31 protein-coding genes are annotated in these 25,437 nt (G+C 57.0%); 15 read left to right on the top strand and 16 right to left on the bottom strand.

Annotated elements, in window-relative coordinates:
• Positions 1–323: 323 nt before the first annotated feature.
• Positions 324–899 carry an XTP/dITP diphosphatase gene (locus IEW66_RS00935; RefSeq protein WP_188679534.1) on the bottom strand — a complete coding sequence of 192 codons (576 nt, stop codon included), beginning with the start codon at positions 897–899 and terminating at the stop codon, positions 324–326.
• A 52-nt stretch (positions 900–951) separates the two neighbouring features.
• Between IEW66_RS00935 and IEW66_RS00930 the strand changes: the two genes are divergently transcribed.
• From IEW66_RS00930 to IEW66_RS00895, 8 genes are read left to right on the top strand one after another with little or no spacing between them, the layout of a single operon-like run.
• Entirely contained in the window at positions 952–2,550 is a 1,599-nt protein-coding gene (locus IEW66_RS00930; protein WP_188679532.1) for a bifunctional N(6)-L-threonylcarbamoyladenine synthase/serine/threonine protein kinase, read from the top strand.
• 47 nt (positions 2,551–2,597) lie between these two features.
• Positions 2,598–2,843 (top strand): MoaD/ThiS family protein, encoded by a 246-nt coding sequence (locus IEW66_RS00925; RefSeq protein ID WP_188679530.1) that lies wholly within the window; start codon positions 2,598–2,600, stop codon positions 2,841–2,843.
• A gap of 4 nt (positions 2,844–2,847) precedes the next feature.
• On the top strand, positions 2,848–3,297 hold the full coding sequence (moaC, locus tag IEW66_RS00920) for a cyclic pyranopterin monophosphate synthase MoaC (RefSeq protein WP_229657403.1): 450 nt from the start codon (positions 2,848–2,850) through the stop codon (positions 3,295–3,297).
• A complete protein-coding gene (locus IEW66_RS00915) occupies positions 3,281–3,766 on the top strand; it encodes a MogA/MoaB family molybdenum cofactor biosynthesis protein (RefSeq protein WP_188679528.1) in 486 nt (161 codons plus the stop codon). The genes moaC and IEW66_RS00915 overlap by 17 nt, the downstream gene beginning before the upstream one ends.
• A gap of 3 nt (positions 3,767–3,769) precedes the next feature.
• Entirely contained in the window at positions 3,770–4,948 is a 1,179-nt protein-coding gene (locus tag IEW66_RS00910) for a molybdopterin molybdotransferase MoeA (RefSeq protein WP_188679526.1), read from the top strand.
• Positions 4,941–6,593 carry a molybdopterin molybdotransferase MoeA gene (locus tag IEW66_RS00905; RefSeq protein ID WP_188679524.1) on the top strand — a complete coding sequence of 551 codons (1,653 nt, stop codon included), beginning with the start codon at positions 4,941–4,943 and terminating at the stop codon, positions 6,591–6,593. The genes IEW66_RS00910 and IEW66_RS00905 overlap by 8 nt, the downstream gene beginning before the upstream one ends.
• A complete protein-coding gene (locus IEW66_RS00900; RefSeq protein WP_188679522.1) occupies positions 6,581–7,030 on the top strand; it encodes a molybdopterin-guanine dinucleotide biosynthesis protein B in 450 nt (149 codons plus the stop codon). Before IEW66_RS00905 ends, IEW66_RS00900 begins: the two co-directional genes overlap by 13 nt.
• Complete coding sequence (locus IEW66_RS00895) at positions 7,017–7,772, top strand: HesA/MoeB/ThiF family protein (RefSeq protein WP_188679520.1); 756 nt, start codon at positions 7,017–7,019, stop codon at positions 7,770–7,772. Before IEW66_RS00900 ends, IEW66_RS00895 begins: the two co-directional genes overlap by 14 nt.
• On the opposite strand, the gene IEW66_RS00890 is transcribed toward IEW66_RS00895, so the two are convergent.
• The gene (locus IEW66_RS00890; RefSeq protein WP_188679518.1) at positions 7,756–8,871 is read right to left on the bottom strand and encodes a radical SAM protein; all 1,116 of its coding nucleotides are present in this window, start codon (positions 8,869–8,871) and stop codon (positions 7,756–7,758) included. The genes IEW66_RS00895 and IEW66_RS00890 overlap by 17 nt on opposite strands.
• Before the next feature lie 100 nt (positions 8,872–8,971).
• Here IEW66_RS00890 and mqnC point away from each other — a divergent pair, with 100 nt between their 5' ends.
• Together mqnC and truD are read left to right on the top strand one after the other, a co-directional pair.
• Positions 8,972–10,066, top strand: a complete 1,095-nt coding sequence (gene mqnC / locus IEW66_RS00885) for a cyclic dehypoxanthinyl futalosine synthase (protein ID WP_188679516.1) — start codon at positions 8,972–8,974, stop codon at positions 10,064–10,066.
• On the top strand, positions 10,057–11,310 hold the full coding sequence (truD, locus tag IEW66_RS00880; RefSeq protein WP_306789763.1) for a tRNA pseudouridine(13) synthase TruD: 1,254 nt from the start codon (positions 10,057–10,059) through the stop codon (positions 11,308–11,310). The genes mqnC and truD overlap by 10 nt, the downstream gene beginning before the upstream one ends.
• On the opposite strand, the gene IEW66_RS00875 is transcribed toward truD, so the two are convergent.
• From IEW66_RS00875 to IEW66_RS00865, 3 genes are all read right to left on the bottom strand, one after another.
• Complete coding sequence (locus IEW66_RS00875; RefSeq protein ID WP_188679514.1) at positions 11,307–11,861, bottom strand: TATA-box-binding protein; 555 nt, start codon at positions 11,859–11,861, stop codon at positions 11,307–11,309. The genes truD and IEW66_RS00875 overlap by 4 nt on opposite strands.
• Positions 11,862–12,241: 380 nt before the next feature.
• Entirely contained in the window at positions 12,242–12,547 is a 306-nt protein-coding gene (locus IEW66_RS00870) for a metal-sulfur cluster assembly factor (RefSeq protein WP_229657401.1), read from the bottom strand.
• 46 nt (positions 12,548–12,593) lie between these two features.
• The gene (locus IEW66_RS00865) at positions 12,594–13,109 is read right to left on the bottom strand and encodes a zinc-ribbon domain-containing protein (protein ID WP_188679510.1); all 516 of its coding nucleotides are present in this window, start codon (positions 13,107–13,109) and stop codon (positions 12,594–12,596) included.
• 159 nt (positions 13,110–13,268) lie between these two features.
• Between IEW66_RS00865 and IEW66_RS00860 the strand changes: the two genes are divergently transcribed.
• A complete protein-coding gene (locus tag IEW66_RS00860; protein WP_188679508.1) occupies positions 13,269–13,916 on the top strand; it encodes a phosphoribosyltransferase in 648 nt (215 codons plus the stop codon).
• Positions 13,917–13,939: 23 nt separating this feature from the next.
• On the opposite strand, the gene IEW66_RS00855 is transcribed toward IEW66_RS00860, so the two are convergent.
• On the bottom strand, positions 13,940–14,926 hold the full coding sequence (locus IEW66_RS00855) for a pantetheine-phosphate adenylyltransferase (RefSeq protein ID WP_188679507.1): 987 nt from the start codon (positions 14,924–14,926) through the stop codon (positions 13,940–13,942).
• A 1-nt stretch (position 14,927) separates the two neighbouring features.
• Positions 14,928–16,133, bottom strand: coding sequence for an aminotransferase-like domain-containing protein (locus IEW66_RS00850; protein ID WP_188679504.1), 1,206 nt, complete (start codon positions 16,131–16,133; stop codon positions 14,928–14,930).
• 96 nt (positions 16,134–16,229) lie between these two features.
• Here IEW66_RS00850 and IEW66_RS00845 point away from each other — a divergent pair, with 96 nt between their 5' ends.
• Together IEW66_RS00845 and endA are read left to right on the top strand one after the other, a co-directional pair.
• Positions 16,230–16,760, top strand: a complete 531-nt coding sequence (locus IEW66_RS00845) for a GTPase domain-containing protein (RefSeq protein WP_188679502.1) — start codon at positions 16,230–16,232, stop codon at positions 16,758–16,760.
• A complete protein-coding gene (gene endA / locus IEW66_RS00840; RefSeq protein WP_188679500.1) occupies positions 16,753–17,655 on the top strand; it encodes a tRNA-intron lyase in 903 nt (300 codons plus the stop codon). Before IEW66_RS00845 ends, endA begins: the two co-directional genes overlap by 8 nt.
• 128 nt (positions 17,656–17,783) lie before the next feature.
• Here the strand turns inward: endA and rpsB are convergent, their stop codons facing one another.
• The 5 genes from rpsB to hisS all read right to left on the bottom strand — a co-directional run bounded on the left by rpsB (position 17,784) and on the right by hisS (position 21,393).
• On the bottom strand, positions 17,784–18,395 hold the full coding sequence (gene rpsB / locus IEW66_RS00835; RefSeq protein ID WP_188679498.1) for a 30S ribosomal protein S2: 612 nt from the start codon (positions 18,393–18,395) through the stop codon (positions 17,784–17,786).
• An 89-nt stretch (positions 18,396–18,484) separates the two neighbouring features.
• A complete protein-coding gene (gene guaA / locus IEW66_RS00830) occupies positions 18,485–19,420 on the bottom strand; it encodes a glutamine-hydrolyzing GMP synthase (RefSeq protein WP_188679496.1) in 936 nt (311 codons plus the stop codon).
• A 49-nt stretch (positions 19,421–19,469) separates the two neighbouring features.
• On the bottom strand, positions 19,470–19,787 hold the full coding sequence (locus tag IEW66_RS00825) for a hypothetical protein (RefSeq protein WP_188679494.1): 318 nt from the start codon (positions 19,785–19,787) through the stop codon (positions 19,470–19,472).
• Between the two features lie 13 nt (positions 19,788–19,800).
• The gene (locus tag IEW66_RS00820; RefSeq protein WP_075056775.1) at positions 19,801–20,034 is read right to left on the bottom strand and encodes an Lrp/AsnC family transcriptional regulator; all 234 of its coding nucleotides are present in this window, start codon (positions 20,032–20,034) and stop codon (positions 19,801–19,803) included.
• A gap of 30 nt (positions 20,035–20,064) precedes the next feature.
• The gene (gene hisS, locus IEW66_RS00815) at positions 20,065–21,393 is read right to left on the bottom strand and encodes a histidine--tRNA ligase (RefSeq protein ID WP_188679492.1); all 1,329 of its coding nucleotides are present in this window, start codon (positions 21,391–21,393) and stop codon (positions 20,065–20,067) included.
• Positions 21,394–21,674: 281 nt separating this feature from the next.
• Between hisS and IEW66_RS00810 the strand changes: the two genes are divergently transcribed.
• Entirely contained in the window at positions 21,675–22,007 is a 333-nt protein-coding gene (locus IEW66_RS00810; protein WP_075056774.1) for a hypothetical protein, read from the top strand.
• Here the strand turns inward: IEW66_RS00810 and IEW66_RS00805 are convergent.
• Complete coding sequence (locus IEW66_RS00805) at positions 22,001–23,266, bottom strand: cobyrinate a,c-diamide synthase (RefSeq protein ID WP_188679490.1); 1,266 nt, start codon at positions 23,264–23,266, stop codon at positions 22,001–22,003. The two genes, IEW66_RS00810 and IEW66_RS00805, sit on opposite strands and share 7 nt — an antisense overlap.
• Before the next feature lie 185 nt (positions 23,267–23,451).
• Between IEW66_RS00805 and pyrE the strand changes: the two genes are divergently transcribed.
• Complete coding sequence (gene pyrE, locus IEW66_RS00800; protein ID WP_188679488.1) at positions 23,452–23,988, top strand: orotate phosphoribosyltransferase; 537 nt, start codon at positions 23,452–23,454, stop codon at positions 23,986–23,988.
• Here the strand turns inward: pyrE and IEW66_RS00795 are convergent.
• From IEW66_RS00795 to IEW66_RS00785, 3 genes are read right to left on the bottom strand one after another with little or no spacing between them, the layout of a single operon-like run.
• Positions 23,962–24,456 (bottom strand): hypothetical protein, encoded by a 495-nt coding sequence (locus IEW66_RS00795; protein ID WP_188679486.1) that lies wholly within the window; start codon positions 24,454–24,456, stop codon positions 23,962–23,964. The two genes, pyrE and IEW66_RS00795, sit on opposite strands and share 27 nt — an antisense overlap.
• A 47-nt stretch (positions 24,457–24,503) precedes the next feature.
• The gene (locus IEW66_RS00790) at positions 24,504–25,157 is read right to left on the bottom strand and encodes a translation initiation factor IF-6 (protein ID WP_188681117.1); all 654 of its coding nucleotides are present in this window, start codon (positions 25,155–25,157) and stop codon (positions 24,504–24,506) included.
• Between the two features lie 2 nt (positions 25,158–25,159).
• The gene (locus IEW66_RS00785; RefSeq protein ID WP_075056794.1) at positions 25,160–25,432 is read right to left on the bottom strand and encodes a 50S ribosomal protein L31e; all 273 of its coding nucleotides are present in this window, start codon (positions 25,430–25,432) and stop codon (positions 25,160–25,162) included.
• Between the last annotated feature and the right edge of the window lie 5 nt (positions 25,433–25,437).

Genomic DNA, 25,437 nt, shown 5'->3' with positions numbered 1-25,437 from the left:
TTTTAGTCTCTGCAGGGCCATGGCCCTGCGGGTGCCACTACACCACCTGTACCGTATGCCCCGTCCACCCAATCGCCCTGTCTCCGTGCACTAACAGGGCGGATCTTAACCTGAGAACCGTTATGGCGCCACACCTCAGGAGGGAGATGGCTCGACCACACTCAATGGATAAGAGTATTGCCCGTCATGCCAGGCCCACAGGCCAGGGCAGGGGAAGGGCACAGTTTTCCCGCACTGGAACTGCCTCATTATGCCGGCCCACAAAATCAATGCGGTACAGCATTTCAGCCCACCGCCACAGTTTTTCGATTGACCTTGACCGTTTACTGTCCATGCACGGCCTTCCCGTTGCCCCTACCTGCAAGGTATTCAAGGAACCTGGACAGTGCAGACGAACGGTGTGATATCATGTTCTTCTCTGAAGTGGACATCTCTGCCAGTGTCCTACTGTGCCCAGAGGGTATGAACACAGGGTCGAAGCCGAAGCCGTTGCTCCCACGCGGAGCATCGGCGATCGTCCCCTCCAGAATGCCCCTGAATGTCCTCACCACGGTACCGTCGAAGTAGGCTATCACGGTGAGGAAGTACGCGCCCCTCTCCTTTCCCTCAAGCAGCTTCAGGAGCCCTGCATTGCCTATGGTCTTAGATACGTATGAGGAGTAGGGGCCAGGGAAGCCGCCCAGGGCCCCAACGTATAGCCCTGTGTCCTCCAGGAAAAAGCCGCTTCCCAGCTGGGCGGAGACCCTCTCACAGCTTGTTCTCGCTATCTCCTCGGTGTCGTCTGCCTGTATCTCCTCGTACTTCATCCTCACCCATTCGACCTCGATGCCCTTACGCCTGCATGCCTCTGAGATCTCGTTGAACTTCCACTGGTTGCTGGTGACGAACCTGATGCGCATGGCTGGCAGTATGATGAAACGGATAAAAATGTGGTTGACATGCTTCGGGGAAATGAGAGTGCTGGGCATAGAGGGGACTGCACACACGGTGAGCGCTGGCATCGTTGATGGAGAACGCGTCCTTTCCAACGTCTCCTCGACCTACAGGCCCGAGAGGGGAGGCATACACCCGAGGGAAGCATCAATACACCACTTCGAGAACGTCACCAGGGTGGTTAAAGAGGCACTCAGTGCGGCTTCACTGACCATGAATGACATAGACCTCGTGGCCTTTTCCCAGGGCCCGGGCCTTGGCCCCTGCCTAAGGGTGGTATCAACTGCAGCCAGGGCACTGGCACTCAAGTACAGGTTACCTCTCCTCGGCGTGAACCACCCGCTTGGGCACATAGAGATCGGCCGCAAGCTGTCAGGGGCATCTGACCCGGTGATGCTCTACGTCTCTGGCGGCAACACCCAGGTGATAGCCCACAGGTACGGGAGGTACAGAGTCTTCGGTGAGACCATGGACATCGGGGTGGGCAACCTCCTGGACAAGGTGGCCAGGGACATGGGCATACCTTTCCCGGGGGGACCTGAAATAGAAAGGCTCGCCAGGGATGGAAGGAAACTGCTCCATCTTCCGTATTCTGTCAAGGGGATGGACACCTCGTTCTCCGGAATGTACACTGCCACCCTGAGGCACATCAGGAAAGGGGAGAGGAGGGAGGACATAGCGTTCAGCATACAGGAGACCGCCTTCTCTATGCTCGTTGAGGTACTGGAGAGGGCCCTGTACGTCCTTGACAAGGAGGAGATACTGCTAGCAGGTGGTGTGGCCCTGAACTCCAGGCTGAGGGAAATGGTCTCCTCCATGGCCAGGGATGCGGGCGTGAGGGCCTACATGACGGACCCGAAATACTGCATGGACAACGGGGCGATGATAGCACAGGCTGGCCTCCTCATGTTCACGTCTGGCATCAGGCAGAGACTGGAGGAGACTGGCATACAGCAGAGGCAGAGGATCGACTCGGTACCAGCACCCTGGGTGGCGGAGGTGCAGGGCAGCGGCTTCTCCATGGTGGGCGCGGAGTCAAGGATCGAAGTGTTGCGCTTCTTCTCAAGGGAAGCCATAACGAAGAGGAGGCTCCCGAAGGGGTACAGGGAAGCTGGCCTTGACACAGCGCTCAGGAGGGAGAGGACAAGGAACGAGGCCTCTATACTCCTCCGACTCATGGAGAACGGACTGCCCGTGCCAGTTCTATACGATGTGGACATGGAGGCCCTCTCGCTGACCATGGAGAGGCTCCACGCAGTGACCCTGAGGGAGTACCTAATGGCCCACGAAGGGAGCGCTGTGATGGAGGCCCTGGGTTCGCTGGTGGCAAGGATGCACTCCCTGGGTGTCAGCCACGGGGACCTGACCACCAACAACGTCCTGGTCGGTGCTGAGGGACAGGTGTGGCTGATAGACCCGAGCATGGGGAGCCTGGCGGCTGGGGCGGAGGATACCGCCACGGACGTATTCCTGCTCTACGAGTGCCTGAGGAGCCAGCACCCGGAGCACCAGAGCCTCTTCTCCATGTTCATGGAGGGATACCGGAAGGCCGGTGGAGATGCACAGGGTGTGATGAGAAAGATAGAGGAGATCGAGGGTCGCAGGAGGTACGTCTGAGGGCCTGCCACTCACCTACTTATAAGCAATGTTGGCATTATCCATCCATGAAGGTCACTGTCAGGTACTTTGCGGACTACAGGGAGGCTGCAGGGACGGAGAGGGAAGAGGTCGAGGTACCGGCCGGGGCGTCCCTGGCCGATGTCATCCGCATTGCTGGAGAGATGCACCCGGGCCTGAACGTAGACCCGAGGAGGTCGTTCCTCTCCATAAACGCTGAGTTCAGGAGGCCGGAGGACATAGTGCGGGATGGGGATGAGGTGGCCATCATGCCCATGGTGTCCGGGGGCTGATGCAATGAAGGGCGGCATGGTGGACATATCTGAAAAGGAGAGCGTGCTCAGGGAGGCGACTGCGGAGGGCAGGATAGTACTTTCTCAGAGGACCATGGAGGCCATCAGAAAGGGACAGGTCACCAAGGGCGACGTTTTCGAGGCCACGAAGATCGCAGGGATACAGGGTGCCAAGGAGGCCTGGGAGAGGCTGCCCTTCTGCCACCAGGTGCCCATAGAGGGGGTCGATGTGGAGATGGAGGCCACGGAGGGAGGAATAACTGTCAGGTGCAGTGTCAGGGCACACTACAGGACAGGGGTGGAAATGGACGCCCTCTCCTGCGTATCATCCGCACTCCTCAACATATGGGACATGACCAAGTACCTGGAGAAGGACGAGACGGGGAATTACCCGAACACCAGGATAGAGGGGATAAGGGTCGTGAGGAAGGTGAAGCATGGAGCACAGGATTAGCAACGCAAGGTTCTCCTTTGGTGTGATCACAGCAAGCTCCACAAGGACGAAGGAGACGGACACCTCAGGCCACAGGGTTCAGGAGATCCTGAAAGCCGCAGGCCACAGCGTTGGCTACTACGAAGTGGTGAAGGACGACATAGAGGCGATAAGGGCCAGCGTCCTCCAGGCTATTATCGGGGCAGACGCTGTGATTGTGACAGGGGGCACGGGCATAACATCCAGAGACGTCACCATAGAGGCAGTTTCCGGGATATCCAGGAGGGAGCTCACGGGCTTCGCCCACGTGTTCGCAATACTCTCTTACAGCAGGATAGGCACCTCTGCGGCACTCTCCCGCTCGACAGCCTTCGATGTTGCTGGGAAGCCGGTGTTCTGTCTCCCCGGGTCCCCTGGGGCTGCAGCCCTGGGCACTGAGGAGATAATAGTGAGGGAAATAGACCACTTCATCCATGAGCTCAGGAGGTGAGGGATGCAGGAGGGCTGCAGGGGCAGGTTCACCTCCTGCCTTCGCATGACACTGGAGACCGGGTGGGAAAGGCTGCCTGCGGAGAGGCTACGCACACAGGACGCAGCGGGCAGGGTTGCTTACAGAGACATAGCAGCGGGCCATGACTTCCCACCGTACAACAGGAGCGCCGTTGACGGATACGCCATCAGGACGCACGGCAGGGGCACCTCGGGATCCGAGGAGCTTGAAGTGGGGCTTAGCCTCAGCGCAGCGCAGGTGCATCAGGTTGTCAGTGCGGAGTGCATAGAGGTCTCCACAGGCACCCCTCTCCCCGAAGGCTTTGACCTTGTGGTCAAGAAGGAAGACGCAACCCTCTCTGGAAGGAAGGTCCTGCCGGGGAGGCACATGCCATGGGAGAACGTTGCGGTGAGGGGAGAGGACCTGAGGGCAGGGACTGTGATAGTGAGGGCAGGTGAGGTGCTCAGGCCGGAGAGTATCGGCGCACTTCTCTCATGCGGAGTCAGGGAAGTGGAGGCATTTTCCAGGATACGTGTGGGTGTGGTGTCTACCGGCGACGAGCTGCTCGAGGGCCTCATAGAGAACTCAACACAGCCAGAGATTGTCTCGTTTTTCAGTTCACGCTTCACCGAGGTGGAGGCCATAGGCCCTGTAAGGGACAGGCCATCTGAAATATACGAAGCGGTTCTCGGCTCTGTGGAGAGGAACAACATCACTGTAGTGACTGGTGGCTCAAGCGTGGGTGAACATGACCACAGCAGGGTGAGCGTCTCCTCCATGGGTGAGGAGGTCTTCTCCGGGATAGGCCTCAAACCGGGCAGGACCCTTTCCCTCTACAGGGTAAAGGGTAGGCCCGTGTTTGTGATATCCGGTCTCCCGGGGGCCGCCATAGTGTCACTCCGCCCGTTCGTGGCTTTCCTCCTCCAGGCCCTCATGAAGTCCAAGCCAAGGGTACTCCATGTAGATAGGCTGGCTGGCCTTCAGATAGGGCCTGACGAGGCATGGGCAGTGCCACTGGACCTCGCCTGGTCGGGGCAGGGGATTGCCATGATGCCCATGCATAACAGGGGCACTCACAGGCTGTCGCTGGTGAGCAGGGCCATGTGGACACTGTATGTGGATGGTTCCTGCAGTGATGCCTTCCTGATGGAGGCTGGTGGAATTGACAGGACGATTGTTTAGGGATCTGATATCGCTGGGCCAGGCCAGGGAGCTGGCCTCAAGGTACCTGAGGGTCAGCGTCGGGACAGAGGAGGTGAACGTCCTAGACTCAGTGGGCAGGATATCCTCAGAGCACGTGTTTTCCGGGGTCGCTACACCGCCGTTCGACAGGTCAACGGTGGACGGTTTCGCTGTGAGGTCTGCTGACCTGCAGTCCGCCTCGCCCGATTCTCCGGTTGCTCTGAAGGTATATGCGGAACAGAGGATTGGGCGTGAAGCGGTTACCCTGCCCCAGGGGAAATACTGCGTCAGGATAGACACAGGCGCACAGATGCCTTACGGCTCCGATGCCGTCGTAATGCTCGAAGAAACCGAGGAGAGTGGCGGCACAGTTTACTTCAGGAGGCCCCCTGCCAGGTGGCAGAACGTTGCCATGAGGGGTTCTGACACATCTCCTGGCCAGCTGGTGCTGAGGAGGGGCGACCTCATAGGGTGGGGCCACGTGGCGCACCTCTCCTCCATTGGCATCGACATGGTGAGGGTGTTAGCCCAGCTGAGGGTGGGCATAATATCGACAGGGGACGAGCTGTTGGTACCGGGCCAGGAGCACAGTGGGCCTGGGATATACGATAGCAATGGCCCCGCACTCTTCTCCCTTTTCTCCAGTTACAGGGGCATATTGCCGAGGTACTACGGCCCTGTCAGGGACAGCGAGGACGAGATAGGGAGGGCCCTCCAGCGGAGCATGGCGGAGAACCATATAACGGTGGTCTCCGGCGGCACCTCGGTGGGCAGGCACGACCTTGTCAGGGAGATCGTGGCCAGGATGGAACCTGGAATAGTGTTCCACGGCATCCGTGTGAGGCCAGGCATGCCAACCCTCCTGGCACTCAACGGGGACCACCCGGTGATAGGCCTCCCCGGCTTTCCCGTATCATCGACAATGATGCTGACGGCAGTCTTTCTCGAACCCATCCTGAGGTGTGCAGGGTACTCCACAAACCAGCCGCTCCTGCAGGCTACCATGGCCAGAGCCGTATCGCCATCAGAGGGCAAGACGCTGCTTGTGCCGGTGAAGGTCACCGGCAAGCCGGGCCGTATGCTGGCGCACCCCATCCAGGGCCTATCTGGGTCCATATCCAGGCTTGCAGACGTGGACGGCTTCGTTGAACTGGACAGCCCCGTGGGGGCGGGTGAAAGCGTGGGCGTCAGGCTATACAGGCAGAACCTTGGAGGCGGAGAGGGGATAGTGGCGTGCTCCGTGAGGCATGCCATGAAGCATTTCTCGGCCCAGATCGGTGGCCTGAGGGTCGTCCCAATGGAGGAACAGGCTGCGCTGGACGCCCTGAGGAGGGGGGAGGCGGAAATGTGTGTTGCGAGCACACAGACCGGGGAGTTCAGGACGGTCGCCGTGGTGGAGGAGGGCATTGACATGGTCTCGTTCGGGAACACGGAAACCATAATATCGCCGCTGCTCTGGGAGGACGAGGAACAGATCGCAAGGTACCTGCAGGGAAAGGCGCTCTTCCACGCCACCTCTGAGGACGAAGCGGCTGCGCTGGCCAGGAGGATGGGGTGTTCATACCTGCGTTACTCTGGCGGTGAGGGCAGGTGGAAGGTGAGCCACTACCTTCTGTCAAGGGGTGACGGAGCATGGGGCCACTGATAGTCGTACTGAGGGGGAGGTCGGGCTCCGGCAAGACATGGATCGCGGAGAGGCTGGCAGCGGAGGCCAGGAGGAGGGGACTCCGCTGCGTTTACATCAAGAACATACCGCATGGGGACGAGACCCTGGATACAGAGGGGAAGGACACCTGGCGTGTATTTTCCGGGGGAGCCTATGCATCCTTTGGCGTGTCGAGGGACGTGACTTTCGCCAGTTTTGCAGAGCGTATGGACCCGGATATGATAATCAGCCACGTGAAGGCTGACATGTTCATAGTGGAGGGCTTCAGGTCGTTCGTACCAGGTGAAGCCGGAATCGTGATCGACATGGATGCCAGGGTGGCCAGGATCGGTGCGGGTGAAGTCCAGGTCACCGGAGAGAAACTCGGTGAGCTGTTCAGGGAGATCTTCGGGGGCGGCATGGTTGCAGGAGAATGAGGCACTATTCTCCAGGCACCTCAGGCTGGCTTCCTGGGGCAGGGAGATGCAGGACCTTGTCTCCAGAACGTCGGTGCTCCTGGTCGGTGCCGGTGGAACAGGGGGGCTGATGGCGGAGCTCATAGTCCGGTCAGGCTTCGGGTCCCTTACACTGGTGGACATGGACTATGTTTCGATATCCAACGTCCAGCGGCAGGTGCTCTTCACTGCGGGGGATGTGGGCGAGCCCAAGGCAGAGGTTGCTGAAAGGAAGCTGAGTGCCATAGGCTCAGGCACTAAGCTCACATGCATTCCTGAAGAGTTCTCACCGGAGAACGCCACGACACTCGTGTCGGGTGCAGACTTGGTTGTGGAATGCACCGACAGCCTGGAGGCTGCAATGGTCGCAAACGATGCATGCGTGAAGCTCGGAAAACCTCTGGTGCACATGAGTGCCATAGAGGAGTACGGCCAGATAAAGGCCTACACCCCTGGCCTGACCTCGTGCCTTGCCTGCTTCATGCCAGAGAGCCTGCCCGAACTCCCCACATGCTCCCAGATCGGTGTCCTGGCCTCTGTGCCCTCACTGGTATCCGCCATGGCCTTCTCAGTGCTCCTAAACGTTCTGAGGAGGCGCGATGACGGGGCACTCTACTTCGTTGACGCCAGAGAGCTGTCAGTGCAGAAGGTGAGGGTTGAGAGGAACGTGAACTGCAGGGCCTGCGCCAGGGGGGATTACATACACCTCAGGCGTAGGCCCTGATCCTGTAGAACGTGTCTCTCTGCGCAGGTATCTTGCCTGCCTGCCACACGATCTCGTTCATCTCCTCCACAGTGGTGGCCTCGTGCCTGTCAGTTGCCCCGAATATCTTCTCGCTGTATGCGGTGCCAACCAGGTCGCTCCCTCCACCGTTCAGGGCCACCTGCGCTATCTCCTTGCCAATTGAGACCCAGTAGACGCTTATGTTCCTCAGGTCCTCGCCAGCAAGTATCCTCGCCAGCGCTATCACCTTCAGGTCCTTGTCACCGCTGGCAGGCATGGTCACCTTTCCCATTTTTTTAAGTGGTGTGTTCTCGGGGCTGAACTTGAGGGGTATGAACGACAGGAACCCGGGCACCTCCCTCTGGTTCTCCCTTATCTTGATTATGTGGTCCACTATGTGCTTCCACTCCTCCACATGCCCGTAGGTCATCGTGGAGTTCCCGGGCACTCCTAGGGAGTGTATAACCTTAGCGTCCTCAAGCCACTTCTCGCCGCTTATCTTCTCCTTTGTTGTTATCTGCTTCCTCACCTCAGGGTCGAAGATCTCAGCGCCACCGCCGGTGTGAGCCTCCATCCCCGCCTCCTTTAGCCTAAGCACAGTCTCCTTCAGGCTGTTGCCTGTTGTCCTCGCTATGAAGTCTATCTCCGGTATTGTCAGTGCCTTCAGGGTGGCATCCGGCATGTACTTCTTCACTGTCCTGAAGACCTCCTCGTAGTACTCCAGGGGGAGGTAGGGATTGAAGCCACCCACTATGTGTATTTCAGTTGCCCCCAGGCCCCTGGCCTTTTCCAGCTCCCTCTTCACGTCATCGACGGTTAGTTCATACCCCCTCTGGGTCTTGCCCTTCAGCTTCGCTGGCACGTAGAAGGCGCATATGGGGCAGCTTGCTGCGCAGTAGTTTGAGTAGTTTATGTTGTAGGACACGGCATAGGTCACGGTGTCACCCACCTGAACCGACGTCAGGCGGTTGGCGAGCCTCATCATGTCGTAGAGGGAGAGCTCGTCCATCAGGGAGAGGGCCTCCTCATAGCTCAGCCTGTGGCCCGAGGTTATGGTGTCAAACCAGTAGTCGATGGAGTATGTGCTCTGCCTGGGCATGCTTTCCGCAGTGCTTTATCGGTTATAACCGTTTATCAGGGGGCAATGTGTAACTTACTCCTTGAACAAAGGTTAAATGCGAATCTAAAATAGGCTGGTGATGGAAGACCTGGCCTGGCTCAGCGAGAGTGTCAGATCCGGAGATACGCTCACCGAGGACGACATCATCTACATGTATGAGGAGGCGGATCTGCACAGCCTGGGTGCCCTTGCCAGAGAGCTGGCAGACAGGGCCACCGGGAACAGGATTTCGTTTGTGTCGAACATGATACTGAACTACACGAATGTGTGCAACGTCAGGTGCCATTTCTGCGCCTTCTACAGGACAGGCACGGAGAGCGATGCATACACGATGACTAGGGAGCAGGTCCTGGAGAGGATATCACTCTTCTATGATAGGTACGGCATAAGGCAGCTCCTCATTCAGGGGGGCGTGAACCCCAGCCTCGGGATAGAGTACTATGAGGACCTCTTCAGGGCTATAAGGGAGAGGTTCCCGGAGCTTGGCATTCACGGCCTCTCCACATCTGAGATTTCATTCATATCGAGGAAAGAGAAGATGAGTGTAAGGGAGGTCATATCCCGGCTCCGCGAGGCTGGCCTGGAAACGATCCCGGGGGCAGGGGCGGAGATATTTGACCCTGAGGTGAGGAAGAAAATAGGGAGGCCGCCCATGAGCGGGAAGGAGTGGCTCAGCGTCATGGAGACTGCACACTCCATGGGCATAAAGACATCCGCAACCATGATGTTCGGCCACCTGGAGACGAGCAGGGACAGGGCACGCCACCTCCTGTCGATCCTGGAGCTGCAGAAGAAATACCACGGCTTCCTTTCATTCACCCCCTGGAACTTCGAGCCTGGTGGCACAAGGCTACAGAAAGAGGGGAAGGTCACCTACAGGGCCGGTGGGCAGGAAGTGCTGAGGAACATTGCGATCTCAAGGATTGTTTTCAGCGGCCACCTGGATACCATACAGAGCTCCTGGCTCACGAACGGTGTCCAGATGGGGCAGATGGCCATACTCTACGGCGCCAACGACTGGGGAGGAACAATTTACGACGAGAGGGTGATACCGGCCACGGGAAAACAGGTGGGCAACCTCAGGAAGGAGACGATAATATCCGGAATAAAGCAGATAGGCATGGTGCCTGTGGAAAGGAACAACAGGTACGAGGTGATAAGGGAATACACCTGAGGGACGAGTGCTGGGCCGAAAGGGCCTGTGGCATATACGGGTACATCACGTCCACGCCCCCTGTGGTGGCATCGATAAAGGAGAGCCCAGAGGACTTTGTGGTTGAGGAAATACCTTTGGGCCTGGAGCCATCGGAGGCCGGCAGGTACTGGGTGCTCAAGGTGAGGCTGAGGTCGTGGGATACCAACGCCTTCCTCATCGAGCTGGCTGACAGGCTCAGGATAAGCAGGAAGAGGATCACCTACGCCGGGACGAAGGACAAGCACGGGATCACAACACAGTACTTCTGCATCAATGCACCCGTAGACCCTGGCTCGATCAGGATAAGGGATGCGGAGATACTGGAGTGGTTCAGGACGGACAGGATGCTCAGGCTCGGTGACCTTGTGGGAAACAGGTTCAGGGTTAGGATATCATCTGCCTCGGACCTCAGGGGCCACGTGGAAGAAACCGTGCGGGAGATGCTTTCGAAAGGGGGATTCCCAAACTTCTTTGGCCTCCAGAGGTTCGGCTCCCTCAGGACCAATACACACACTGTGGGAAAGCTCCTGGTCGCCGGGGACTACGAAGGGGCTGCCAGGAGGTACCTCTACGACCCTGAGCTTGACACGGATGAGTTCCGTATCTCCTTCGGGCAGACTGGCGACATGGTGAGGGCCATGGCTGAGTACCCGCAGGGCCTAAAGTTCGAGAGGGCCATCATAGGCTATGCCCTGGAGCACGGCACCCTTCTTGGCGCCTTCAACGCACTGCCCAGGAACCTGGCCATGATGTTTGTACACGCGTACCAGTCATACCTGTTCAACCTGGCAGTCTCCAGGAGGCTGAGCGATCTGGGCAGCCTCACAGAACCATTGATAGGTGACATCTGCGTGCCCGTGGACCGGTACTCGAACCCATCTGGCAACTTCATAAGGGTGGACAGGTACAACATTGAGAAGATAGGCAGGCTCTGCGGCGAGGGCAGGGTGAGGATAACCGCCTTCCTGCCAGGCTACTCTTACGAGGCTGCAGGAGGGTACCAGGGGGAACTGGAAGCGCACATCCTCGATTCAGAGGGTGTGTCACCCGGCGACTTCAGGGTGAAGGGCTATCCGGAGCTCTCGTCATCAGGGAGCAGGAGGCCTGTGATAGCCAGCCCGGTGGGCTTCTCTTTCTCCGGGGACAACACGTTGGAATTCGCACTGGGGCGTGGCATATACGCCACGTCCCTGATCAGGGAAATAATCAAGGGCTGTCGCTAGATGAGCCCCACCTTCTGGAGCTCCTTCTTAACCTTCACAACTGCCTGCTCGATCTCGCTCTCCTCCTTTGCGCCTGTGCACACCACCTTCCCTGACCCGAAGAGGAGGAGCACGACCTTCGGCTCCTCAACCCTGTATACCAGGCCGGGGAACTGCTCTGGCTCGTACTCAACGTTTTCAAGCCCAAGCGACATCGCTATGTCGGTGAGGTTCAGCTTTGCCTCCAGGTCGTATACTGCAACGATGTTCTGCACGATGATCTCCGGGTTGTCGTAGACCTCTATGCCAGCCTTCTTCAGCTTCTGGATTATCGTGTCTATGGTGAGCTTCACGTTTGCCAGGTTCTTCGCCCCAGTGCAGTTCACCTTCCCGCTCCTGAATATGAGCACTGCAGTCTTGGGCTCCTGGAGCCTGTATATGAGTCCGGGGAATTGCTCTGGCTCGTACTCAGAACCGTCCAGTGCAAGCGCGATCCTGCTCAGGTCAAGGTGCTCCGCAAGAGAAGTGGAGGCCACAATATTCTCAATGGTAATCTTTTCTCTCTCGCTCATAAATAACCCTTTCGTTCTTTATATTGACTGACTATATAAAGGCTATTTAAGGATTGGTCGAGAGCCACGGCAGGCACATATGTTCTCAGCAGTCCGTACATCTGGACGCGAAAGGACAACCTGCGGTTACATGCGAAAGGCAGGCCGCACTGCCCGGAATGCTCCAGGCAGTATGGACGATTCCCTGGAGTAACTGCCAGACCAGTAAACCCGCGATCTCTTACGGTCAGCATGGGCTGGCGATCAGAGCGCATGCGTGGGCCCGTCATCCCATGGAGCCATCGCAGCCCAACCGACCTAACGAATAAGAGGCCAAATCAAGCAGGAAAACCCGCATCAGCAGTAACCACACAGATAAAGGGAAAACACGGGTGCCCCGTTCAGAGGTTCAGCTCTGCCCTTGCCTCTGGGGACATCATGCTCGGGTTCCACGGTGGGTCCCACACCAGCTCTATGTCCGCAGCCTCCACTCCTTCAAGGTTCTCAATCACCTTCTGCGCCTCCGCCAGTATCCAGGGCGTGACCGGGCATGTTGGCGCAGTCATTGTCATCTTTATGTATACCCTGTCCCCGTTGATCTGTATATCGTATATCAGGCCGAGGTTCACAACATCCATCCCTATCTCCGGATCAGAGACCTCCTTGAGGGCTTCAAGGATCTGTTCCTTGGTTACCATACCTATCATGTATTAATGTAGCATCAGTACTTAACCGTTGCTGGTCAGAATCCGCTCAGTTACCCCCCTTTCCTTGGAGCTCTGAGCCGCACTGCGGGCAGAACTTCGCGTCGGAGGGGACGATTGCACCGCACTTCAGGCACACCCTCCTCTCCGGCGAGAACCAGCCGAGGTTGAAGTTGCCGGCGCTGATCACGTACCCCACTATGCCTGCGATCAGGGCCAGGATGGCACCTACCACGTATCCGTTGTCAAATATGAACGCCAGCACTGCAAGTACCGTGATTGTTAGCCAGAGCCTCCCGTTGAGGCGATCGGCGGCCACGCGGTTTGTCTGCCTGATCACCATGAAGCCTATTGCCAGGCCAATCACGCTGAGGATGACCCCGAGCAGGACCAGGGCAGCCCTGCTCGTACTGAAGGGGTTCACGGTGAACACGCCGATCGAGACCCTGAAGTAGACCAGTGCCGCTATGAGCGACACGATGGCATTTATCAGTATCAGGATGCCCCCTATGAGGGAGAGGATTATCAGGAGACTGGTTAGGGGTTGCGCCTGCGAACTCTGCATTCCCTGGGCCACCTGCACATGACAGTGCCACTCTATATTATCCTTTCTATAGGCACGCCCCACGGAATACCCTTGCATGCTGCGCCGGCTATCCTGGCCCAATGGATGCAATGAAAGAATAAATACCCCTTTTCCGTACATACACACGGTCGGTAAAAGGTGTTCCGGGACAGGGCAGAGGCAGGAAAGAGGCTCGCAGAGGTGGTCATAAAGTACGGGGCAACCTCGCCGATTGTCCTCGCCATCCCCAGGGGTGGGGTTGTGGTGGGCGCGGAGGTCAGTGCGAGACTCGGCTGTCCCATGGACGTGATCATATGCAGCAAGCTCGGGGCTCCGCTGGAGCCTGAACTTGCTGTAGGCGCGATCTGCGAGAGCTCGAGGAATATTTACCTGAACCAGGGCCTCATAAACGGACTGGGCATAGATGAGAAGTACATAGAGGGCCTGGCAAGGGCAAAGGCGAGGGAGATGGAGGAAAGGAGGAGGCTCTACAGGTCAGGAAGGGAACTGATGCAGGTAAGCGGAAAGGACGTCTTCGTAGTTGACGACGGTATGGCCACGGGGGCAACCGTCATGGCAGCCGTCCGGTACCTGGAGAAGAAGTCGCCGAGATCAATAGTGGTGGCTGTACCCGTGGCACAGAGGTCTGTGGTAAGGGAGGTTGCGCAGTCCGTTGACGAGGTGCTCACCGTGGAATCATATGACGACATGATAGCAATAAGCCAGTACTACGAGAGGTTTGAGCAGGTCTCGGATGAGGAGGTGCTCAGCATACTCAGCTCGGGCAAGACCCTGACCGGACTTTAGGAGGAGTGGCTGCATCGGGCGTTTCAGGTGGCGAACCTCCTCCTGCCATAGAACTCAGGGTCCATCCTGGGTATCAATGCGTTCCTCAGCGATTCTTCAATGAGGCTGGCCCTGGTGACACTGGACCTGCTCAGCCTTCCCACTATCCCCTCTGAGTTACCTATGTTCTCCTCACCTGTCAGCTCGAAGTATGCCTGGGACGTGGTCTGGCCTCTCTTGATCCTTTCCACGATGGGCTCCGGCACCTCGAAGCCTGAGCTCATTCCGTAGGTAATGTAACCGTATCGGTCCACAACTGCACAGACGTGCACATCGAACACCTTCCCCGTCAGCGGGGACCAGAAGCAGCCAGATTCTATCCCGATGCCATAGTCCAGGGACCTGAGCGCTGCGAAGGCCCGGTCCCTTGCAAAGGCCACGGTGTCCTCACCCATGGGCTGCTGGCTCCCAGTGGAATACTCTGTGTTCCTGAAGACCTGCACGTTCCCGGCCATCCTCTCGAAGAACGCCTTCGTGACCTGCTCCTTCAGTGCGTTGCCAGTGGATATGCCCACCCTGAGCGGGGATACCCTCCGCCCCTCCGTGTCTATCTCCCCCATGTATATCCTGGTGGAGGATATTGGGAACAGGTCCGAGGCCAGAATGTACGGGACCTTTATTATCCTGAGGGGCCTCAGGCCCGCCCTCTCCCTGTTCTTGTTTATGGCCATGGCCCTCTCCTGGGTCTCCGGAGAGACGACTATTGCACTGTACTGCTCCGAGGTCTCGGAGTTGCCCGTCTGCGTGTCCAGTGGCTGTACCGTGAACCTGATCCCGAACGTTGATAGGAACTCCTCTATCCTCCTCTTCCTTTCTTCGTAATTCGGGCCGCTGTATGCCTTGTGTTCCCTCAGGTACCTATCGGTGGTGAGGCCCACTATCACTTCGTTTCCGGACTCCGCGGCGGCTCTGAGCATGGCCCTGTGGCCCCTGTGCATGTACGCAAAGGTGCCCCCGACTATCGTTATCATCTCAGCTGACCGCTTCCTGTGCCCTGCTCAGTATCACCGACCTGAGTCTCCTCACGCCCTCGTATATCTTTTCCTCGGACGGGAAGGTGAAGTTGAGCCTCATGGAGTGCTCGTGGCCACCGTTGGGTGCAAAGGCCTGCCCGCTCACATACGTTACGCCCGCCTTGATGGCGTCAATCAACATCCTGGAGGTGTCTACGCTGTTGTTAAGGGTCACCCATATGAACATGCCACCGTCAGGGACGGAGAAGTCGGCCATGTCGCCCATCTCCTCCCTGAGCGCCCTGACCATGGCGTCCCTCCTCTTCCTGTAGAGCTCAACGTTGAACCTGATCTGCTCGTATATTATGCCCCTCCTGATGTATTCTGTGGCCACGTACTGTGAGAAGGAGTTTGTGGCAAGGTCCAGGGCCTGTTTCAGCAGGTTGACCTTTTCCGTCACCTCCCTGGGCGCCACTATGTACCCAAGCCTGAGGCCAGGCGTCATGACCTTCGAGAACGTGCCCAGGTATATCACGGAGCCGTCCAGGCTCCTGATGCTCCTGACCCTTTCACCGCTGTACCTGAGTTCCCCGTATGGGTTGTCCTCGACCACAGGTATCCCGTACTCGCTCGCTATCCTGATGACTTCCTGCCTCCTTTTCTCCGTCAGCGTCCTCCCCGTCGGGTTCTGGAAGTTGGGTATGAGGTATATGAACCGGGGCGCCTTCCCCTTCGAGACTAAGGACCTGACCTTTTCCTCGAGTACATCAACCACAACCCCCTGACCGTCCATGGGGACACCGTGCATCCTGATGGCGTTGGCGTTGAAGGCGGAGATGGCCCCAACATATGTAGGGTCCTCAGTTATCACGCCATCGCCCGGGTTGCAGAGCAACTTACCGATGGCGTAGAGAGCCTGCTGGGAGCCAGAGGTTATTATTATGTCCTCGGGCGCGCAGTCTATGCCCTCAGTCCTTTTCAGGAACCCGACCAGCTCCTCCCTAAGGCTGTTGAGACCGGCCGTGTTCCCGTACTGCAGTGCAGCGTCACCGTCACGGTCGAGGACATCCACCATGATCTCCTTCAGCCTATCCTTGGGAAAAGTGGCGGGGTTCGGCATACCTCCCCCAAAGGAGATGATGTCCTTGCTTGTGGCATACTTGGCCAGTTCCCTGATCTCAGAGGGCCTCATGAAGTCCAGGTAGGACGAGAAATTAAATTTCATACTACCGTGCTGTAATACCACATACTCTAATAAATATTCGATGGGCCGTGCATTTTCAGCAAAAAGTATAAAATAAGCCTATTGATGGAAGCAGGAATGGATGCCGATCGTGTCACGTGGAAGGTCTCGGTCACAGGGGCTAAGGGGTCTGGAAAAACTTCACTGATTTCCAGGATAGTCTACGATTCAGACGCGGCGATCGGCATGAAGCGTGAACTTTTCAGGAAGCGTTTCAGTGCAAGCCTGGGGAGCAGGAGGATCATAGCTGAGCTCCTGTTCCAGGAGCTTGACAGCTCGGAATCTTCAGCGAGCGCGATCCTGAACTCAAACGCCGTGATGGTTGTTGTGGACATAACGGAACAGCCGTCATACGAAGAGGCGGTGGAAATCGTGAGGTATGTGAGCGGCCTCGAGAGGCGACCCCTCACCATCATTGTGGGCAACAAGCTTGACAGGAAGTACGAGGCCGTGGTCTGGGAGGACGAGATGAAGAGCCTCCAGAAGAAATATGGTGTCGAGTACTGCTTTGTCGCTGCAAAGAACGGGGAAGGAATCCAGAACCTGATAAATTCTCTGCTTGACGGCCTGGTGTCGAGGATAGCACAGAAGAGGAAGGCCAATGCATAGGGCAATAAGCGGTGACCTCTCTTTCCTCATCCTGGACGATAAGGGTCCCAGCTTCATAGTGAACAGGTACAGGGTAGGCACCTTCTTCAACGGGGCTCTCCACCTCCACCCTTTCGAGGCCATGTACCTGTTCCTGAAGGGAAAGATCAGGCCTGAGAATGACGCTTATTCGGACACAGCAACGCTAATGCGCAGGCTGCTGGGGAGCGGCACAGACCTTGACATGTTCCTAGTCTTCATGGAGCTCAAGGAACGTGGCCTGAGGGTCAGGAGGGACGGCCCTGTCCTGAGGGTCGGGAGCACAGAGGTGGTCGTCCAGAAGGAGAGCTCCACCGTTGACATGCATTTCCTGATCGAGCACTCGCCGTGCATAGTGGCTGCCATAGACGGTGATGGGGACATAACCTTCTTCTCATCATCAGTGGAGGAACCGGCCGGTTCGAACAGTTTCAGCACCGACGCCGGAGGTTGCACTGAGCTCTTTGATGGCCGCCTGCTCTGTGATCCAGGGAGCGTGCCCCCATGGTTCGGCGAGCCCGTGGGTGGGCTCAAGCTCCTCAACGAGGAGGAGAGTGCCTTCGTTTCAGGGAAGTGCACAAAGGATCAGGACCTGGTCTTCAGGGACCTTGTGGAGAGGGGCATGATAGTGAAGTCCGGCTTCAAGTACGGTGCCAGCTTCAGGGCATATAGGAGCAGCATAGAGGAGCACGCGGACTACCTCATACACATGACTGGGGATAGGGACGAGTTCTACAGGATCAGCAGGGCTGTCCGCGTGGCCCACGCTGTCAGGAAGGAGATGCTCTTCGCTTACGTGAGGCCAGGGAAGATAAGTTACATGAAGCTGATGAGGCTCAGGGACATAGGCAGCTACTTCAGCACAGCAGGGCCCTGAGAGCGTGCAATAAAGAGAAGAATGCCATAAATGCTGGGGGTTCCTGGAATCAGGTCATGCGATGCCCGCAGGCCCGAGGACAGTTAGAAAGGCTGCCCCATTCAATAGGGAAGAAATGCTGAGAGATATCAGATCTGGGCCTCGAAGTCGTCTATGGTATACTTAAAGTCCTCATAGCTGCTTATCATGCCCCTGTTCTTCAGTATCTCCCTGGCCAGGAGCCAGTATATAACTGCCAGCGACCTCCTTCCCTTGTTGTTTGTCGGTATTACAAGGTCAACGAAGTCGGTCTTGTTGTTTGCGTCGCACAGGGCTATTATAGGGATACCTATCTTGCTGGCCTCATTCATGGCCTGTGTATCGGCCAGGGGGTCCGTTACCACTATGACCTTCGCCTCCTGGTACGTGGGCAGCTGCGGGTTCGTCAGCGTGCCAGGGATGAACCGGCCGATTATCGCCCTTGCCCCCACCACCTCGGAGAACTTGTTCACGGGCCTGAAGGCGTACTGCCTCTGTGCAACAACCATGATCTCCTGTGGCTCGTACCTGCTGAGCATTTTGCCTGCAGTTATCAGGGCATGGTTCGTCTTCCTTATGTCCAGTATGTACAGGCCGTCGTTCCTTATCTTGAATATGAACCTCTGCATGTCCTTTGACTTGACCTGTGTCCCTATATGCACCCCTGACTTCTGGTACTCGTCCTCCGGTATCAGGAGCTCCTCTGTGACCTCTTCTGGCATAACCAAGACCACCTTTACACGCGATAGCGACTGCCCCAGGGCAGCGCCGGAATTCTTGCACCTAATTATCGGCCCATAAATAAAGGTTGTCACTCCCATTCTATGGTGGCAGGCGGCTTGTCCGTTATGTCGTAGACTACCCTGTTGACCTCGGGGATGCTGTTCGTTATCTCCCTGGCTATGGAAGCTAGAAGATCCCACTCCACCCTGGAGAAGGTCCCGGTCATCGCGTCTATGGAATCGACCATCCTCACCGCAACCGTGTACCCATAGGTCCTGCGGTCGCCCTTGACGCCAGTTGTCCTGACAGGCAGGAGGACAGCAAAGTACTGCCATGGCCTCTGCCCCTCGGGAAGCCTGCTCTCAACCTCTCTCTCCACTATCTGTGTGGCCTTTCTCAGGATGGACAGCCTCTCCTCCGTGACCTCCCCTATGACCCTGACAGCAAGCCCCGGGCCGGGGAATGGTTGTACCTGGTGGGGCAGCCCCAGGTGCCTGGACATGGAGCGCACCTCGTCCTTGTACAGGTCACGGAGCGGCTCAAGCAGCCTGAGGTTCATCTTCTCCGGGAGGCCGCCCACGTTGTGGTGGCTCTTGATGGTGTCCCTGACGCTCCCTCCGCTCTCGATCCAGTCCGGTGCGATGGTGCCCTGCAGGAGTGTGTCAGCGCCGAATTCCCTGGCAGCCCCCTCCAGGACATCGATGAATGTCTTCCCTATCACCTTCCTCTTCTGCTCCGGGTCTGTCACACCCCTCAGCCTATCGAGGAAGAGGCGGGATGCATCGATGATCCTGTAGTTTATTCTGTGCTCCCTGAAAAACGCCTCAACCCTCTCTTTCTCCCCTTCCCTTATGAGGCCTGTGTCCACGAAGACGCTCAATACCCTGTCACCGACGGCCATGTTCGCCAGGACGGCAAGGAGTGAACTGTCCTGCCCACCGGAACACGCCAGTATGCCCCTGCCGCTCAGGTTCGACCTTATGTTCTCTACCGCTTCCTCTATGAACTTCTGTGGTGAGATCATGAAAAACACTTAAAGGTTTATGCGCACCTTGTAAAAAATAGTGTTGCATTTAGGTCTTCATTATTGCACCGAGGAATATCAGGAGGCCTATCACGGCACCTATGATCGCCGCTACAACGTAGTAGACGGTACCTATGAGGACCTCCTGGACCCAGGAAACACCGAAGTACGGGTGCGCGGTGTATATGTCGAGAACACCGACAACTATGCCTACCACGAGCAACACTACGCCCACAGTCCTGCTCTTCCCGCTGCCGAAGTATGTGGTCAGTATCCCCAGGATGATCAGGGATAGTGCCAGCAGGGCCAGGATCACGAGCAGGAAAATATCCCAGTTCCACGGATCCCACGGGTTGACGACGCTCATGAACTTATGCACCTCACAGCTTTATACCGGTGAGCGTCTTAGTATCTATAACTCCTTCGATCGTACGAATTTGCTCAATTACAATTTTGCCAAGTTCACTGTAGTCCTTCGCGTCTATCTTCACGATCAGGTCGTACTCTCCGAACAGCGGGTGTATCTCGACAACGTAGTTGATCTTGGATATCTTATTGTATACCTCGTGTTCCTTACCGGGAGCAGTACTCACCAGCACAAACGCTATGGACAAAGTTATCCCGTCAAGTAATAGAGCAGAGCATTAATAAATTTTGCCCTGCCCACGGCCATGCAGAGATGCGGCCCTTTCAGCCACGTACCTTGGGAGATCGACCCTCATTACTGACACCTGCTCCCCTGAGGCCAGATCCCTAATGGTTACGCCTCCCGCCTCGATTTCCCTCTCTCCCAGGATCACAGCAAAGTCGCAGCCCTCAGAAGAGGCGCTCTTCAGCTGGGCGGAAAGCGAGCGCTCGCTCACTTCACACACAGCAGAGCCACCGCTCTTCCTTATCTCCGCAGCGACGGAGAATGCCTCTTCCTGGAACATGCTCGAGGCAATGCAGACATAGAACTTTGGCTCCTTCTTCTCAACCCGCCAGGCACCTACCCTCCTCATCAGTATCTCTATGACGACATCGCCCATGCCGAATCCCACCGCAGGCAGGTCGATCCCGGCAAGGAGTTCCCCGAGCGAATCGTAGCGGCCACCGCCCAGTATTGCCCTCAGTTCCCCAGCAGTGTCAAAGGCCTCGAATACCGTGCCTGTGTAGTAAGACAAGCCCCTCACTATGGAGAGGTCCATCACAACAGGGCTGCGTGTGAAGCATGAGATGAGCTTCCTCATTTCCCTCAGTTCCCTCACTATCTCCGTCACAGTTTCGCTTCTCCCCATGATTGAGGAGACCCTCTCCTCCACGTCATCGAAGCTGATCCTCTGCGAGAGCACCTCAGCAATGGACACTGCCGTGGACCTGTCCACACCTGTGGCCTCCAGGCCGTCCAGGAACTCCTCCCTGCTGGTCTTCCTGAACCGGTCTATCACCGAGAATGCTCCAGCAATGTCCTTCACGCCCACACCGGTCAGGAAGCTGTCCATGAGCTTCCTGTTGTTGACCCTCACCTCGTACTGACCCTCAAGGCCGAGGCGGTCAAGGATGTGTGCTGCCAGGCCTATGACCTCAGCGTCCGCCGCTGGCCCCTTTGCCCCGAAAAGGTCTGCGTTGAACTGGAAGTGCTCCCTGAGCCTACCCGACTGGGGCTCCTCGTACCTCCACACCTTGGGGAAGCTGAACCACCTCACAGGCCTTGGCAGATCCTTCCTCGATGCTATCATCCTTACAACGGATGGCGTGACCTCAGGTATCAGCGTTACCTCCCTGCCTCCCCTGTCCTTGAAGGCGAAGGTCTGCGATACCAGTTCATCACCAGACTTCACCCTATATAGGTCAAGGTACTCGACGCTCGGGACATCAACATGCCTGTAACCGAAGAGCCTCGCAGCCTTGGATGCAGTCCTAAATATCACTTCCCTTGGCTCGTAGTCCTCCGGGTACTGGTCGCGGAAACCCCTGACGTGCTCGAACTTCATTGATTCCCTATGTTCAGGTGGTATAAATCACCACTACTGCACACGTTTTCCGGGAGACGTGCGGGCACCGCTCAGCAAACCATGGTACCAGGGCCTGACAGGAGAATGAGAGCCCTCGCCCTTCGTGGTGTGAAGAGGTCAGAACTCCGATACCATCATACCCGGGCCAGGGGTGCGCATGGGGGTGGGGCATGGCTGTGCATGGATGGAGGTTCATGAGGAAAAATAATATGTAAAAGATATACGACATGGTTAAGTAGTTTTTACTCAATTATACAGGCGTGGACGTGGGAAGGGCGAACACGGTTTATGAGATGCTGAGGCGTGCAAACTACACGAAGAACCAGGCAAAGATCCTTGCACTTCTCGAGCAGGTCAATAGCGCTTCAATGGCGGAGATAGTCGGGCTCCTCGGTATAACCCAGTCCAGGGCAACGAGCGCAGTGCACGGCCTGATGCGCCTGGCTGTGGTGCAGAGGATGGCAGTGAAGGCCAGGCCTGGGCGTGGGAGGACGACGTTTGTGTACAGGCTGACGGCAACGATTGATGACCTCCTCTCCAGGAAGCCTGTCACCCTGGAAGTGAAGTATGACCCGGACGGCCAGGATCAGTGACCGATCGCCCTGGCAAGCCTCCTACCGTACCTCGATAGGTCTATGTGCGAGTAGGACGCTATGGTGTTACCCTTGACAAGGCCGTCGCTGCCGTCTATGCCCTTTCCGATGAGGTTCCTGAACACCTTCTCCCCTGCATCCGAGACCGAGCTGTAATGGAACTCGTGCCCCCTCACTCTCTCACCCTTCCTGAAGAGGAAGTTGTCCCTTGTGCACAGGAGCTCGGTGTAGGCCAGTGTCAGCCTGTTGCTGAAGGTGACCTCCCCCCCGAAGATGCCAACAAGGCCGTACTTCGTCTTCCCGTCCCAGGCGTGATCCTCAAGGTACATCAGTCCCCCGCACTCGGCCATTATGGGCACGCCGGCCTCAGAAAGGTCCCTGAGGCACCTCCTGGTCCTATCTGCCCTGGAGAGCTCGGCGTAGTGCAGCTCGGGATACCCGCCGCCGATGTACACCATTGAGGCGTCATCCGGCGCCTCGTTCCTCAGGGGGGAGAAGTAGGCAACTGTGCCCAGCGTGGAGAGGAAGTCTAGGCTTGAGGCGTAGTAGAACGAGAACGCCTCGTCCATTGCAACGTATACCTTCCTGCCACCGCCCGCTGGCCTTGATTCCACGCCGGTGCAGCGGCTATCCTCAAGCAGGTCGGTGAACGAGAAGTCTATGTACCTTGAAGCCTCCCTGGCTATCTCGTGGAGCCTGCTGATTTCCGAGGGCGTGTAGAGGCCCAGGTGCCTCTCCGGGATCTTCAGGCTCTCGCTGTACGGTATCTCCCCCCAGATCCTGATGGAATGCTCCCTGAAAGGCCTTTCAACCATCTCCAGGTGTTTCTGGGACCTGTAGTTGTTTATTATGACACCCAGGCACCTCTTTCCCATGAAGCCTCTGGATATGTAATATGCAGATTCGGCCACCCTTGAGACGTCCACAACAAGAAGGTACTTAACGCCGAGGGCCCGAAAGTAGAAATCTGTGCTCGCGTTGATCGGGGAGCCGGAATCATAAAGGCCCATGACGCCTTCGAGCACCGCATAGTCCGCAACCTCTCCCTGCCTGCATATGGCTTTCCTGTATGCCCTTCCCTGAAGCCACCGGTCCATGTTGACCGCCCTGATGCCGGAGATTTCCGTGTGGAGCATGGGGTCTATGTAGTCTGGCCCGATCTTCACCGGGAGCGCCCTTCCAAGGCCGTGCAGCAGTGCCAGGGTTACCGTGGTCTTTCCTGATCCTGTCGTCGGGGCAGTTACTCCTACCAGCTTCACGCCTTCTGATCGGTGAGGTAGAGATAAAGGGATCCAGGTGCATTTACACTGCCAAGGGATCGCATGCATGGCGTGTGGCATCAGCCCTCAGGGCAGATCGGCGAAAGCCCTTGTATTGAGTCATGCGCGCACAGTCTGCAACAGCCACCGGGAACTGTATTATACTGTCTGCCTATACCTCATGGATGCTCTCAGACGTTCTCATCAGGGCCGGTGCCATAAAGTTCGGGGACTTTGTCCTCACCTCTGGGAAGAGATCAAATTACTACGTTGACATAAAGGACGCCTGCACAGACCCTTCCGTGCTCAGGGAGATAACTGAGGGGATGAAGCCGCACGTTAGAGGGGTCGCTGTGGCCGGCGTTGAGCTTGGCGCAGTCCCCCTCGTCGTATCCACATCCCTTTCCCTGGGCCTCAGGTACATAATAATAAGGAAGGAGAGGAACCACGGAACGAAGAAGCTCATAGTTGGCAACGTGGAGCGGGGCGCAGAGGTCACAGTCCTGGAGGATGTTGTGACAACCGGTAACTCTGTCATGCGCGCCGTCAACATGCTCAGAGAGGAGGGGGCAACGGTAAGGAGGGTAGTGTGCGTGGTGGACAGGGAAGAGGGTGGCAGCCAGCTCCTGTGCAACAACGGCGTGGAGCTCATAAGCCTTGTAAAGGCCAGGGACTTCCTGGGGGCAAAGGGTAGCTCAGATATCCTCGGGAAGCCCCTTTGATTCCCTGTACCTGGCAATTATGGCCATCGCTTCACCTATGACAAGACCGGTCACTGCGGTGAGCGTGAGGTCAGAGGCCAGTAGTGCGACCCTGGAGGTGGGGTAGAGCAACAGGGCCATAAGCCTGAAGATGTAGCCCACCAGCCAGATAGCCATGACCACGGTGGAACGCCTGTAGTACTGCCTCCCCTCCACAAGGCTGAAGGAAACGCCCCTTCCGTAGACAAGGCCCGCAACAAGGCCGGCGATCAGGGCAACTATCAGGAAAGGTACACTCAATATCCCGGCATCGACAACGGTAAGGAATAGCAGGACGTATATCACCGTCCTGACGACGATTCTCGATACACTGAACCTTGAGCCGTGGAGCCCCCTGTAGAGCCTGTAAACAAGCCAGACTACCAGAATGAGGACTATTGGGAGAAAAGATGGTGGGATCTGGACAGCAGGAGCACCGATGCCACTCACATGACTGCCATTGTGTTCCTTATAAATACTTAATCATGGCGCCACTGTCACGAGAGGACGTCGTCTATCCTTCCTATCTCTATCGGTGTGGTCTCCTTCCCCACAAAGACTGCCCTGCTGTTGGCCAGCACGGAGGAACCGACGTATATGTTACCGAAGTTCGCTGTGCCCGACTTCACTGGCACACCAAAGAACTCTGACAGGAACTTCATCTCATCTTCATCCGCCTCGGGCGTCACGAGCATCCCTCTCTTGGAGATCACGGCAGCGCTTCCCACGGTCTTTATCTTCCCTATGGTGCCCTTGATCACCTCAACGCCGAGCGTGTCCTCTATCTTCTTCTTTGAGGACGCGCTGAAACCCCTGTGTATTATGGCCCCTCGGTCATTGGCTATGATGTCGTTGCCGACGGCGTTGATCTTGTCCTTCAGGAAGAGGACGTTCCTGCCGTTGAGGTCCTCTGGAAGCCTCTCGTCTGTTCCGTTCCTGGCCACAATTATGCCGTTGGAGTTCATGACCATTAGCGATCCTATGAGGTAGCTCTGGTTGATCAGAACCCTTTCGACCCTGACACCCATGCTCTCCTCGAACTCCCTTACAGTCTCCTGCTCAACGCCCAAAGGCAAGAATGCAATGTCCTCCCACACCCTGGCGTAGAGGCCTATAAAATTGTTCTTGAGAATGGATATCTTCTTTATCATGCTCAAGGCATTATTACCTCGACTGTGCCGTCCTGGAGCTTCACGACCTTCACCGTGAGCTTCCCAGGGACCTTCTTTTTGCCCCTCTCCCAGACCTTCTCGTTCACCTTGTTGTCGATCCAGATCTTACCCCTCTCGGTCCTAGTGTGCCTTGCTATGAAGCGCCTGAGTTCCTCTATTGCGGTATCAGCCTTTCTCGTCCTTGAAACGACCCTGGCATCCCTAAGGGGGACGTTCAGCACAATCTCGTCAGTGGCCTGCTGTGTCTCCACCATGCCAT

The sequence above is a fragment of the Thermogymnomonas acidicola genome, from assembly GCF_014646795.1.
GTDB classification, from domain to species: Archaea; Thermoplasmatota; Thermoplasmata; order Thermoplasmatales; family Thermoplasmataceae; genus Thermogymnomonas; species Thermogymnomonas acidicola.
Note: the sequence above shows the minus strand (reverse complement) of the source record. Positions and strands in the feature narration are given on the sequence as shown.